Here is a 14,031-nt window from a genome sequence, read left to right as displayed (position 1 = left end):
TTATTTGTATTTGACCTGCATCTGGTCGTAAAAATCTTTGAGCACAAAAAAGGCTTTCTTTTTCTTGCCTGTTTCGCTGATCAAACCTTTACGGTTCCAGAAATTCTGATAAATAGGATGTTGTCTTCTTGGTGATCTGAAATCGGTTAAAATCCATGGTGTCATTCCGCGTAAAGCACTAATTTTGCTTAACATGGCAATCTGGTTTTTGTATAATGCTTCCTGGTATTCTTCGCTCCAACGGGTATTTTCATCCGCATGGAAACCGCCCAGCGCATCGCCACCAAACTCCGTAATCACCACCGGTTTTTTGTATTTGATATCGAAATTGTATTTGGTAATTTCGGATGGATTACCTCCCCAGTACCAGCCAGCGTACTCATTAAAACTTACCAGGTCGATTTTTTCGCCCAGGGGATCGTTTAAAATGATGTTATTTCCTTCACGGTGTACCTCCAGGGCCGCAGCCACCAAACGGGTATCATCTAAAGAGCGGGCAGTTTCTGCCAGATTACTCATAAAACTTAAACGGGCATCACTAAGCGGAGTTTCATTACCAATTGACCAAACGATCACACTTGCCCTGTTTTTATCGCGTACGATTAAATCAGTCAATTGTTTTTTTGCATTGGCATAAGTTGCCGGGTTGGTCCAGCTAATGGTCCAATAAACCGGAACTTCAGCCCAAACCAATAGTCCCATTTCGTCAGCAAGGCGAATCATTTCTTCATTATGGGGGTAATGCGCCAGGCGAACATAGTTACAGTTCATATCTTTGGCCCATTGCAACATCATGCGCATGTCACCTTCCGAGCGTAAACGACCAGCTAAAAGCGGATTTTCATCGTGTAGCGATATTCCCCTTAAAAAAACAGATTTACCGTTCAACAGGATGCTATCACCTTCAACCTGGATGGTCCTGAAACCGATTTTATCGTTAATATTTTCTTTATCGGTTTTAATATTTACGGCATATAATTTTGGTGTTTCCGGCGACCATAAACTTAAATTGTTCCAGGTAAATTCATCTGCAATTTTACCTTCACCATCTGTTTTATACTTCTTTTCCAGCTTTAATTCAGGAATAGAGAGTGTAATTTCCTGTCCGGCGGTTGCATCAGCAAGTTTAACCGAAAAATTTAACAGGTTATTGTTTCCTTTAACGAGCTGAAGTTTGTAATCACTGATAAAATGTTCAGGAAATTCGGCTAAAAAAACATCACGGGTAATCCCTCCATAATTCCACCAATCGGTATTTACGGTAGGAATTTCATCCTGTTTACGGATATTATCAACTTTAAGCACAATGGAGTTTTCGCCAACTTTTAAATTGCTGGTTACATCGAACTGGAAAGGCGTAAAACCGCCTTTGTGTACACCCAGTTTTTTACCGTTGAGGTAAACATGGGCCTCATAGTTTACTGCACCGAAGTATACGAAGTACTTTTTTCCTTTTTCGGGTTTTGCATCAAACTTTTTGCGCAGCCAAACATTGCCTTCGTAAAGTTCTAATTTTTCTGATTGCGAGTTCCAGTCGCCTGGAACATTCATTTGAGGCGAATGATCGAAATCATATTCGATCAGTTCCGACTTATCTTTCTGCACTTTATCGTCAAAATAACCTCCGGTTCCGGTTTTCGACTGATCGAATGGTTCATGGCGGTAATCGTAATAACCGTTTTCGTAAGGATCGACAATATAATTCCATTTACCATTAAGGCTCTGGATTTTCCGGGCCTGAATGTTCTGTATAGCGGTAACCTGACCGTAACTAACTGATGAAAGGAGCGAAAAGCAGATTAAAAATACGCTATAGGTTGTTTTTAGCATAACTTAAGTTTTAATATTAATTAATTGATCGTTTCAAAACTAACAATTAATTAACGGACGGTGTTTCCACCGCCCGCCTAAATTTGAGCAAAATTCAGTTTTTCGTTAATAACCAGGGTTTTGCCCCAAGCCAGGGGCTTTATTTAATTCATTTTGAGCAATTGGATATAAATAGTTTTTAGCTGTAAACACCCTGTTTTCTACTGTAAATGGTGTATAGCTAAACGTTGTTGGTGTAAGCTGAACGATTCTCATGCCTGTAACAGGCTTGTTAAACGTGATCTCTCCTTCTTTCCATCGGCGTACATCGTAAAAACGTTGTTCTTCGAAGCAAAGTTCTACCCGTCGCTCATTGTGGATCCGCTTGCGTAATTCTTCTTTGGTTGGGGCGACATAACCCGCAGCTGATGGATTAGTGGTTTGTAAAGCTGGCATATCAACACTCTGTGCAGGCGTAGCTGTATTTTTTCGTTGGCGAACGGCATTTACTGATTTTAGGATTTCGGTTAAAGCAGCTGGTCCCTGTGCCTCGTTAAGTGCTTCAGCATAATTTAACAGTACCTCTGCATACCTGAAGAATATCCAAGGACGGCGAACGTTAGTTGCGGTACCCGTCCAAACGGCATTTTCACTCAGATACTTACGCATGTAGTAACCTGTTTTGGTCGCATTAACGTTTAAGTTTAACCCATCTTTACCTCCAACAAAAGTTTCAACTGGTTTACCTTTAAAATTATTGGCCGCTACAACCGGTTGAACTGAAGCTGTATTAAACATTATAGCAAAAGCCAGCCTGGGATCGCGGTTTGCATAAGGATTGGTGGCCACATAACCCGAGTTTGCATCGGTAATTGCTTTGCCAGTCGTTTTCATTTCAAAAGCATCAACCATTTCCTGTGTCGGGTTAGTACGGCCTGTTGCGCCATCATAACTAACCGGTGCATTGCTTGATTCGATGGTGTTCGTATTGAGTGTTTGCGTGGCAAAAATAACTTCATTATTATAGGCTGCGTTAGTTGCATTCCACAACCATATATTTTGATATGCAGCAAAAATACCATGTTTGCCCGTATCTATTATACGTTTTGCTGCATCTGCAGCAGCTTGCCATTTGGCAGCATCGCCTGTTGGGTTATATTGAGGACTGGCCGCATATAACAACATCCTGGCCTTTAGCGCCATCGCTGAGGTTTGTGCGGCTCTTCCACGATTTACATTGTTCCAATCTGCCGGCGAAATTGGCAATCTGGCTATCGCAGCATCACAGTCTGCCGAAATCTGCGCCACACATTGATCGAAGGTATTTCTGGGTAAGTCCAGATTATCGTTAATGGTTAGTGTTTTGGTTACAATTGGAAAACTTCCATAACGTTTAAGCAGTTCGAATTGAAAAAATGCCCTTAAAAAATAAGCCTGTCCTTTTAAACGCTCTATTTGCGCGGCATAAGTCTGGTTTTCGGCTACGTTTGCCGGCAATACTTCATCAATTGGAACAATTGCACTGCCATCCACTTTTTCAAGGAACATGTTTGCTTTTCTGATGCCTACATACATATCGGCATAAACATCATCAAAGGTTCTAACCGGGCTCCAAGTACCATTGTTAAGTGTAGAAATTGATGAATTCTGATTGGAATTTACCGCTTCGTCGCTTCCTGAGGCCAGTAAGGAGCCATCACCGAGGTTATAGCGATCGGAAAGAACAGCATATACATTGTTCAGAAAATTTCTGGCATAATCAGGGTTGGCCCATAACTGCGCTTCCGTAATATCGTTACCTCCACTAAAAGAACCATCTTGAAGAAAGTCAGATTTTTTACATCCAGCTAGCGCTAAAGCTACAAAGGCAAGGATTAGATAAAATATATTTTTTTTCATCTTTTTTTATTTATTTCAATGGTGATGAAGCGATCATGATTTTAATGTATCTTATTATAAGTTTGTAAAATCATGATGGTTTCATTGTCTTATCTTTTAAAATTTCAAGTTCATCCCTAATGAATAAATTTTCATGTAAGGATATGAGGCATTGTATCCCGATTCTGGCAACTCCGGATCGATGGGTAAATCGCCAAGTTTATCAAAGGTTAACAGGTTTAATCCACCCACATAAAAACGAAGCTGTGAGATTCTTAACTTTCTGGTAAATGACGATGGCAGAGAATAACCAAGTTCTACGTTTTTCAGCCTGATGTAATCGCCAGAACGGATCCAAAAATCGGAGTTTGCGGTATTGTTCCCCCTATCGGTTAATAATAGTCGTGGGTAAGCAGCACCCGGATTCTGTGGTGTCCACCGGTCTACGCTGAACTGACTGAGGTAACCATTGTTGGCATTACCCGAATTAACCAGATTTTGAATGGTAATTGACCTGCCACTGGTACCTTGAAATAGGAAATTGATATCGAAGTTTTTAACAGAAACCGAAGCACCAAAACCGAAGAAAGCTTTAGGCACAAAGTTGAAATCGGTCCTTATTCTGTCCAGATCGTTAATGATTCCATCTCCGTTTTGATCAACATATTTAATATCGCCTGGTTTTACCTCTCTTGACAGAATTTGTTTTGGTGAAGCATCAATCTGCGCCTGCGACTGGAAAATACCGTCAGATATTAGCATGGTAGAGATATATCCGGCAGGAGTAGTTGCGGTTGCAGCAGGCGAAATTACACTCGAAATGGGATGTCCCAATGCTTTTTGATAAGCCGGTAAGCCAGCTGCCTCATTAATGGCCAGGATTTCACTTACGTTATAGGTAAAGTTTCCAAAAACGTTTAAATCAACGCCGCCTAATTTTTTATTGTAATTAATACTAGTTTCAAAGCCTTTGTACTCTGCTTCGCCCTCATTCACATAAATCAACCCTTGTCCGAGCAAACTTGGCAATAAAGAAGCAGTAGTTAAGTCTTTTCTGTTTTCATAAAAATAATCAGCGCTGATGGCTAATGATTGTTTAAACATTTTCGCATCAAAACCAACACTGGTTTTATATGCTTTTTCCCAGGTTAAATCAGGATTGGCCAATGCCAATTGACCTGTACCGCCAACACCTGCAAAAGCGGTCCCGAAGTTATAACCCGTGGTACTTCTGCTAAAGAAATCGTTAAAAGCAAACCTTCTGGCCGAACCAATGGCATCATTACCTACCAGGCCATAAGATCCCCTGATTTTTAGCAGATCAAGAAAACCAGTAGATCCTTTCATAAAATTCTCATCAGAAATAATCCATCCGGCAGATGCTGCCGGGAAAAAACCATATCTTTTTCCAGGCGCAAAATTTTCAGAGCCAGAATAATTGGCTGTTACATCTACAAAATAACGCTGGATAAAATTGTACGATAAACGGTTAGACCAGCCCTCTCTGCGTACATCTAAATTCCCGAAAGAAGATAAATTTGCTCTCGAAACCCTGGTAGAAAATTTAATATCATGTTTACCAAATGTTCTGTTATAATCTAAACCAGCCCAAAACTCACTTTTTTTCACGTTGCCAGAGAACACATTGCCCTGATAATTCACTTTACTGGCCGTGCCAAATGGCGAATAAGAGCCATCGGCATTAAGTACGGCTGTTGCATAGGTTTCGGCAAAGCCAGAGCGGTATAAGCCCGCAATGTCATAAGCATAAAACACTTCGGCCGATAATCCTTTTAAAATACCATCCATTTTCTGACGGGCACTAATGGTTGCAATCATATTCCGCATTAAATCGGTACTGGCTCCCCTGGCCTGCATCATCGCCAATGGGTTACTTTGCTGATAAACTGATGTACCACCATAAGATCCGTTAGGATTTAAAATAGGAAAGGCATTTGCCGGTGTGGAATATACTGTAGTTAAAAAAGCACCTGTACCTGCATTCGGGAAAGTAAGATTGGTGATCCTGCCACCAATATCTAAGGCAACATCTAAGTTTTTGTTCACATGCAGATCTAAATTGGTGCGCAGGTTATAACGGTTAAAATCGGTATTGGCATCATAAGTTTCGTTATTGCCACCTTTGTAAAAACCACCTTGCTGGTAAGCACTTAAAACTGTGTAGTATTTGATAAAAGCATTACCACCTGTTACCGAAGCTACATAACGTTGCGTTGGCGCTACTCTTTTGGTAAAATCCCTTACAAAATTATTATTTGGGTATTTTATAGGATCTGAGCCATCCTGATAGGCCTGTAATGCCGCGGGACCATAAACGCTTGCACCTCCACTGTTGATGGATGCCTCGTTATAGAGTGTAGCGTATGAATAGGCATCTAAAGGAGCGGTAATCTGCAGCGGAGCCTGAAGCCCGGCCTGTGCGTCGAAACTTACTTTTGTAGAAGTGGCACTACCGCGACGGGTTTTTACATAAATTACGCCATTACCGCCATACATACCATACCAGGCCAAAGTGGCTGCATCTTTTAATACACTTACACTCTCAATTTCACTTAAGTCCATTGAAGTAAAATCTCTTTCAATGCCATCAACCAAAACCAAAGGCTCCTGGTTACTATTGTAAGATGAGCGTCCCCTTACCAGAAAACTGGAGGCATCGTAGCCCGGTTGCTGCGAGCCACTCGGATACACGGCCAGCCCGGCTAATCTGCCCGTAAAAACATTGGTTAATGAAGATGAAGGGATCTGAGGAAGGTCTTCCGCACGAATGGTACTAATGGTTGCCGTAACCGCTCTTCTCTTTCTTACCCCAAAAGGGATATATACATTGTCATCATCACCGGCATCAATTAAAGACCTGGTTAAGATTACATCTCCCTTGTTCACTTCGCTTGCCGGTTTTAAAATAGTCCCAAATCCAACATATTTAAATACCAGCACATCGCTGCTGCTTACCTCCATAGAAAAGCTACCATCTGTTCCGGTAGAAACCGCTTTATTGCTTTTATCTTCCTGAATGGAAATGGTTACGCCAGGCAGCGGTTTTTTATCCTGATCTACAACCTTTCCGGTTACGGTTAATTTCTCATCAGGTTTTTGCCCATAAACATTCAGCATTCCCGCCATCATGAATAAGAGACAAATGATATATTTTGATTGTATAAATTTCATATTGAAAAATCTTTTTAGCGTTATATTAATTTAACCTACTATTCCCAACCCGGATTTTGGGTCAATACCCCTTTACTTTTATAAACTTCTGCTCTGGGAATTGGATAAAGATTTTGTGCCTCTGTCCAGGTTTTTTGGAAGGTTGGGCCTAACACAATTGGCGTATAGGTAAAAGTTCCATTGCTGTTTTTAACTACATCCATACCCTTCATTGGAACGGCAATGGTTTGTGCACCAATTTTCCAACGCATAATATCGTACCAGCGGTGATCTTCAAAGGCCAGTTCGATGGCGCGTTCGTGCCTGATTACGGTGCGCATTTCATCTTGCGTCATGTTATCCTTAAGGCCATAACCATAAGTACCTGTACCTTTAGCAATACCGGCGCGTTTGCGGATATCAACGAGTACGTTGTAAACCGAAGCATCATTAACCGTATAGTTTGCTTCATTCTGTGCCTCAGCATAGTTTAACATCATTTCTGCATAACGGAAATAGATGTAGTTTAATAAGGTGGTACTTCCACCCACAGTCCTGTAAACCTCAGGCCAGTATTTTTTGCAATAGTAACGTGTGGCCGTATAAGTAATGGTGGTACTATAATCCCTACCGAATATGGTATTGTTGTCGGCATCCTTGGTGGTCCACATTTCGATTTTTCGACCTTGCCAGGCCAAGTCGTTATAGATAATGTTATTGTAAAAGCGTGGCTCACGGTTTAAATAAGGCTTTTGCGGATCGTAACCAGATGTTGGATCGGTAATGGATTTACCATTGGCCATTTCGTACATATCTACGTGGTTTTGTGTAGGATTCATTTGGCCTTGTGCACCGCCAGAAGCTGGCGACATCGAAAAATCCTGCATCATTTCGCCAGCCAGAGGCGTTGGCCCCTTTATCCTGATCATGATGTATTCTGTTGAATTGGGAAGATTTAACAGATCTCCATAAGTAGCCTGCAACCCATAAGTTTGCCTGGCCAATCCGTTTGCGCCTTTCATTACTTCAGCAGCCGCATCAGCAGCTGCCTGCCATTTGCTTTTGTCGTTACCGGGATTGTTTAGCGGACTGGCGGCATACAATAAAACCCTTGCCTTTAAAGCCAATGCGGCGCCGATAGTTGGGCGACCATAATTGGAAGGTCCATATTCGGTATCGTTACCTAATTTAGTAATCGCCACCTCTAAATCTTTAAGAATAAAAGCGGTTACCTGAGCGAAGGTGCTACGCGGTAAATTGATATCATCGTAAACCCCATAAACTTTATCTACAATGGGTACACCACCAAATCTTTTAGTTAATTCGAAATAAGATAAGGCGCGTAAGAAACGCATTTCCCCTTCTACACGTTTAGCATCAAAAACCGGAACTGAAGCATTTGGTGGAAGTGGCACCTCACCTATCCTCGCCAGCATTTTATTCTGGACAGCAATACCCGCGTACATCAATTTCCAAACGCCGTAAATATCATTTAAAGATGGTCCGTTTGAATGATCGTGATATAAACCTCTGTTTAAAGAGGTTACTGAGCCCTCTGAGTTACCAGAAACGGCCTCATCAGAAGCTTGCGCTGTACAACCACGGTGATCGTTAAAACGAACATATTTGGTAATCAGATAATTATAGGCGTTATCAGCAAATCTGGCAGCCAATGCCGGATCGGCAAAAATATCATCCTCACTGATGGCAACACCCGGTGTACGCTCTAAATAGTCTTTTTTACAAGAAATGGAGAAGAGCGTAAATAAAAGAACTGCCGTAAATATTTTATAATTTTTCATTTTCTTTAGAATTGAACGTTTAAACCAAAATTGTAAACCTTAGATGTTGGATAAAGCGCTTGTAAAGGGAAAGCCGTATTGATGGTGTTCACATTTTCAGGATCTACATAAAACCTGTACTTTGTCCAGGTATATAGATTCTGACCTTGTAAGAAAAACCTTACATTGCTTAGTTTTAAAGCGGTAGCCCATTCCTTTGGTAAATTCCACGCAAATTCTATATTCCTGATTTTTAAATAAGCCGAATTCTGCAAGGTAAAATCGTTTAAAGCGTAATTGAGCGATGCTGTTCCCCTGGCATGTAAAGCCGGCCATGTTGCGCTAGCTGCATTTTCGGGTGTCCAGGCATCGAGCATAAAGGGATACATCTGCTGGCCATTATTCTGCTCGTTCAAAATAACATTTGAGCTTACATGCGCAACCCCCTGGAATAAGGCGGAAAGTGAAAATCCTTTGTATAAAATGCGGGGACTAAAACTATACACATATTCAGGTGTATTGGTATACCCGATTTTGTCCTGATCTAAACTGGTGATGATACCATCGCCATCTAAATCTTTAAATTTTATATCACCTGGAATTGGCGAATAACCCTGTAATTTTGGTGAGGCGGCAATATCTGCTGCTGACTGAAAGAAACCATCTGTTCTATAGCCAAAAAATTGCCCAACACTTGTTCCCTTTCTGGCTACTGAAAAAGGCAATCCATCTGGTTCGTCGTTTTCTATGATTCTATTTTTAGCATAGCTGATCTGCGCGTTTAGCCCAAGCGTTATTGCTCCGATCTGCTTCTGATAATCGAGTTCAACTTCATAACCTTTATTGTACACAATCCCCCGGTTAAAGTTTGGATAAGTGTGCCCAAAAAGCGCTGATCCACTCAAAGATGGTGTTAGAATGTCTCTTCTGGTTTCATCAAATAAATCGACAGTTACCTTTAAATTATCTTTTAACATCCGGGCTTCAAAACCAATATTACGTTTTGTACCCGTTTCCCAGGTAACCAGTTCATTCCCTAAATCATTTCCGGTAGCACCGAAAAACTGAGGATCCCTGATCAGAATGGTTGGATAATTGGTAATCGAGTTTGGGTTTCCAAATGGCGCTACCTGGCCACCAGCTGTGGTTGTAGTATAAGTAGAATAGCTGGTTAAAAACAGGAAGCGGCTATCCGAAATACGGTCGTTACCCACTAAACCATAACTACCTCTAATTTTTAAATAAGTTAAAATATCGTTCTTTTTCCAGAATGACTCGTTCGTTAATGTCCATCCTGCCGATACTGCCGGGAAGAAACCGTAACGTAAGCCTTGGGCAAAATTCTCCGATCCGTTGTATGAAGCATTAAATTCAGCAAAATAACGCTCATCATAGTTATAAGTAACACGGCTGGCTATACCCTGTGATGCTCTTGGAGGCGCAGTAAACGCTGTACTACCTGTTGATTTAATTAACTGCCTTGTTCCCAGCAATAAAGCGCCAATACTGTGCTTACCAAAATCGCGGTTATAATCAAAACCCGACTGTATGTTCATGTTTGTACTTCCTTCAGTAACACCACCATCTTGTACAGCACCTAAAGGCTCATCGCGGTTACGGGTATCGGTTGATAAGGTAACCTCTTTAGTAATGGGATTGTACACATAAGCTGCCCAGTTCGCGTTTCTTCTTTCGATATTGTTGTAGTAAGAGTCGTAGCCAAATACTGTTTTAAAGCCCAGGCCTTTGGTGATGAAACCGAGTTTGTAATTTAGATTGAATGTGCTTTCGATCGTGTTGTTATCATCATTACGCGTTCCAAAACGGGTTAAAACGGCATAAGGATTCCAGATGTTTGTACCCACATTCGGGTTGGCGGTTATTCTTCCGTCGGGTAAGGTAACCGGATAAGCATAAGCAGGTACCTGTAAAATACGTGAGATCATCCCCTCAATCGTATCATATGAAAAAGCAGATGAAGACCTTAAACCGGCAGGCTGGTACCGATCGGCAAAACGGCCGCCTAATTTAATGCCTACAGTAAAATCTTTGTTTAAAGTTAAATCTACATTTGACCGGAAATTGTAACGGTTATAATTTGGCACCGTGTTAATTCCATAGGGTGAATCGAACTTTTTGAAAATACCATCCTGAAAAGCATAACCAGCTGATACAAAGTATTTGGCAACTTTTGTTCCGCCATTAATATTAATATTATGCTGCGTTTGAGAATAATACTTTTTGGTTAAATAGTCGAACCATTGTACATCAGGATAACCAATTGGATCAGACCCATCTTTGAATTTTTGCAGCGCAGCATCAGAAAATGGCGGCGTTAACGGCACTGACAAGCCATAACTATCATTTTTATAAGCCTGATTCAACAAAGAAGCATTCTCGAATGCAGGAAGCCCCACCGCTAAGCCTGTATAAGTTTGTAAGGCATAATTTCCGGTATAAGTAACCTTTGGCGCGCCAATTTTACCCTGTTTTGTTGTAATTACAATGATACCGTTCGCCCCGCGGATACCATAAATAGCGGTTGAAGCAGCATCCTTTAACACGGTAATGGTTTCGATTTCATTTGCATCAACATCTGAAAAACTCGGACGTTCTACCCCATCAACCACCACAATAGCGGCGTTATTGGCACCATATGTCGCCACACCTCTCACCTTTAGTTGTGCACCGTCTGCACCTGGCTGGCCACTCGTTTGTACGGCCAATAAGCCTGGCAAACGACCAATTAAACTATTGGTTGGGTTTGGCGTTGGAGATTTCATGATCTCTTCAGAACTGATTTGCGCAATGGCTCCGGTTAAGGTAGATTTTTTCTGCGCACCGTAACCAATCACAACCACTTCATCCAAACCCTGAGAATTGTCTTCCAATACAATGGTTATACTGCTTTTGCTGTTTACAGTAACCTCTTTGTTGATATAGCCAATGTAAGTAAAGGTTAAAGTCGCATTGTCAGCCGCTTTAATCGAAAATTTACCATCGTTATCAGTTACCGCCCCTACGGTGGTCCCCTTTACCCTAACACTAACACCTGGCAAGGTAACTCCTTTGTTATCTTTTACCGTACCGGTTACCGTACCCTGCGCAAATGCAGTAAAGGAAATGAGTAAAATAAAAGCCAAAGTATGGAGCACCTTTAGCCAGTGGATTTTCTCAAACCCAACAGATGGTAAAATGCTTCTAAAATTGTAAAGTCTATCCATAATTATAATAAATACTAAATTTATTTTGTTAAAATTTAATGCGTAGCTAGCCCATATTAAGTAGATTTGTAACTGTACAGATCCAATTAATTTAATTTAAAATGTCGCTCAGCAGCTGCAAGAGAAGCGATCAGGAAAATGTTTGAATTTTGCGGTTAAGCGTCTTGGGAATTGTATGATTTTGTCTTTAATTCGTAATATCTTTGCGACAAAATGTAGTTAGTTTTAACAACTAAACTTGATCCTTCAGTAAATGCCCTTTTAAAACTGAAGTAAGTACGGGATGATTTCATCATGTTTATTTGGTTAGTTTGTGTTTAGTGATAACGAATTTAGAAAAGCTTAAAAGATTAAAACGTTTTAAAATAGGCCAAAACGCAATAAAATCCACTGAAACTACATTTCAAACGTTTGAAATAATTGCGTTTTTTTTCTTAACTATGCATTGAGATTGGAAAAGATGATGAACAATACCCCTGTTACACTAAAATTCTTGGCTGAAAAGTTAAAGATGTCAGTATCAACAGTATCAAAAGCCCTTAACAACTACCCAACCATAAACGAATACACCAAACAGCGTGTTCAGGAAATGGCTCGCGATTTGCATTTTACGCCCAATAAATCAGCCATTAATTTAAAGGAAAAGAAATCGCACATTATTGGTATTATCTTACCCAATCTTTTAGATCACTTTTTCACCAGAAGTATTTATGGTGTGGAACAGTTTGCTACGCAAAACGGATACAATGTGATCATCAGTCAATCTCACGATGAGCTGGAAAAAGAGATCCAATCTGCTAATATGTTGTTGCGGAGCCGGGTTGATGGTTTAATTGTAGCTATTTCAAAACATACACAAGATTTTGGGCATTTAGACCAGTTCGAGAACATGGGCATTCCGGTGGTATATTATACCCGAAACCCGAGTTTTAACTTAAACTGCCATAAAGTACTGGGCAATACCTTTCAGGGCTGTTATCAGGCTACAAAGTTTTTAATAGACAGGGGGCATCAAAAGATTGCTTATTTAGGCGGCCCAAAAATGATTAATTTTACGCACGATCGTTTTAATGGTTACATCAATGCTTTAAAAGACAATCAAGTACCTTTTTCATCAGATTTGGTTGCTTATACCGATTTTGATAAAGAAAATACAATTTCAGCAATTAAAAACTTATTTGCCAATCCAGACAATATGCCTACTGCACTAGTGGCTTTTAAAGAACCGATCCTTTTCGATGCGATAAAATACCTGAGGTCGATAAACCACCCCAAATTTGACGAAATTGAGTGTATAGGATTTGGGAATACTTCTTTCATCGGTTATCTCGATTCACCACCTATTGCCTCTATCGAAGAAAATCCTGAATCGGTAGGAGAAAATGCAATTAAACTATTGATACAATTAATCAACAAAGAAATCGATATCCAGCATTACCAAAAAATAATGGTCGATTGTAAGTTGATTGTACACGAGTAGGCGTTTGGAGAGAGGCGTTTGGCGTTTTAACCTATGTTATATACAAATTGTACAGAGGTAAGCGTTTGGCGAGAGGCGTTTGGCGTTTTAACCAGTTCCAAAATCTGCGGCCTTATCTGTTTAATCTGCGGGAAACCCTTTGCTCCAAACCTTAATGTTCTTAATTCCTTAATAGTAAAAACCTTCACCATATCGCACACCATTAAGAAGTTAAGGGAATATGATGAGCTACCTTCCAAAATGAGAAAACTTATTCATTAACTGGTTATGATGGTTTTCTTTATATACAAATTATACAGGGTTAAGCGCCTAGCGAGAGGCGTTTGGCGTTTTAACCAGTTCCAAAATCTGCGGCCTTATCTGTTTAATCTGCGGGAAACCCCTTTGCTCCAAACCTTAATGTTCTTAATTCCTTAATGGTAAAAAACCTTCTCTATAGCGCACACCATTAAGAAGTTAAGGTAGTTAAGAGAATATGATGAGCTAACTTCCAAAAAGAGAAAACTTATTCTTAACTGGTTACGATGGTTTTCGTGATATACAAATTGGACACGGGTAAGCGTTTGGCGAAAGGCGTTTGGCGTTTTAACCAATTCTAAAATCTGCGGCCCTTATCTGTTTAATCTGCGGGAAACCTTTGCTCCAAACCTTAATGTTCTTAATTCCTTAATGGTAAAAAACCTTCTCT

General features: G+C 40.5%; 6 protein-coding genes. 1 reads left to right on the top strand and 5 read right to left on the bottom strand.

Annotated elements, in window-relative coordinates:
• From AC04QZ_RS01440 to AC04QZ_RS01420, 5 genes are all read right to left on the bottom strand, one after another.
• Nucleotides 1-1,830, bottom strand: a complete 1,830-nt coding sequence (locus AC04QZ_RS01440; RefSeq protein WP_478356280.1) for a glycoside hydrolase family 2 protein — start codon at nucleotides 1,828-1,830, stop codon at nucleotides 1-3.
• A 105-nt stretch (nucleotides 1,831-1,935) separates the two neighbouring features.
• Nucleotides 1,936-3,708, bottom strand: a complete 1,773-nt coding sequence (locus tag AC04QZ_RS01435; protein ID WP_478356279.1) for a RagB/SusD family nutrient uptake outer membrane protein — start codon at nucleotides 3,706-3,708, stop codon at nucleotides 1,936-1,938.
• Between the two features lie 96 nt (nucleotides 3,709-3,804).
• On the bottom strand, nucleotides 3,805-6,879 hold the full coding sequence (locus tag AC04QZ_RS01430) for a SusC/RagA family TonB-linked outer membrane protein (RefSeq protein WP_478356278.1): 3,075 nt from the start codon (nucleotides 6,877-6,879) through the stop codon (nucleotides 3,805-3,807).
• Between the two features lie 38 nt (nucleotides 6,880-6,917).
• Nucleotides 6,918-8,660, bottom strand: a complete 1,743-nt coding sequence (locus AC04QZ_RS01425; RefSeq protein ID WP_478356277.1) for a RagB/SusD family nutrient uptake outer membrane protein — start codon at nucleotides 8,658-8,660, stop codon at nucleotides 6,918-6,920.
• Between the two features lie 5 nt (nucleotides 8,661-8,665).
• A complete protein-coding gene (locus AC04QZ_RS01420) occupies nucleotides 8,666-11,863 on the bottom strand; it encodes a SusC/RagA family TonB-linked outer membrane protein (RefSeq protein ID WP_478356276.1) in 3,198 nt (1,065 codons plus the stop codon).
• Between the two features lie 460 nt (nucleotides 11,864-12,323).
• On the opposite strand from AC04QZ_RS01420, the gene AC04QZ_RS01415 reads away from it, so the two are divergent.
• Nucleotides 12,324-13,343 (top strand): LacI family DNA-binding transcriptional regulator, encoded by a 1,020-nt coding sequence (locus tag AC04QZ_RS01415; RefSeq protein WP_086545881.1) that lies wholly within the window; start codon nucleotides 12,324-12,326, stop codon nucleotides 13,341-13,343.
• The last annotated feature ends 688 nt before the right edge of the window (nucleotides 13,344-14,031 follow it).

Source organism: Pedobacter folensis, from assembly GCF_056490665.1.
The sequence above is the reverse complement of the archived record's forward strand: the minus strand, read 5'-3'. Positions and strand labels throughout refer to the sequence as shown.

What these genes read in the sequence shown, in the direction of transcription:
- AC04QZ_RS01440 (WP_478356280.1), bottom strand. Translation starts at nt 1,830, where the DNA reads ATGCTAAAAACAACCTATAGCGTATTTTTAATCTGCTTTTCGCTCCTT.
- AC04QZ_RS01435 (WP_478356279.1), bottom strand. Translation starts at nt 3,708, where the DNA reads ATGAAAAAAAATATATTTTATCTAATCCTTGCCTTTGTAGCTTTAGCG.
- AC04QZ_RS01430 (WP_478356278.1), bottom strand. Translation starts at nt 6,879, where the DNA reads ATGAAATTTATACAATCAAAATATATCATTTGTCTCTTATTCATGATG.
- AC04QZ_RS01425 (WP_478356277.1), bottom strand. Translation starts at nt 8,660, where the DNA reads ATGAAAAATTATAAAATATTTACGGCAGTTCTTTTATTTACGCTCTTC.
- AC04QZ_RS01420 (WP_478356276.1), bottom strand. Translation starts at nt 11,863, where the DNA reads ATGGATAGACTTTACAATTTTAGAAGCATTTTACCATCTGTTGGGTTT.
- AC04QZ_RS01415 (WP_086545881.1), top strand. Translation starts at nt 12,324, where the DNA reads ATGATGAACAATACCCCTGTTACACTAAAATTCTTGGCTGAAAAGTTA.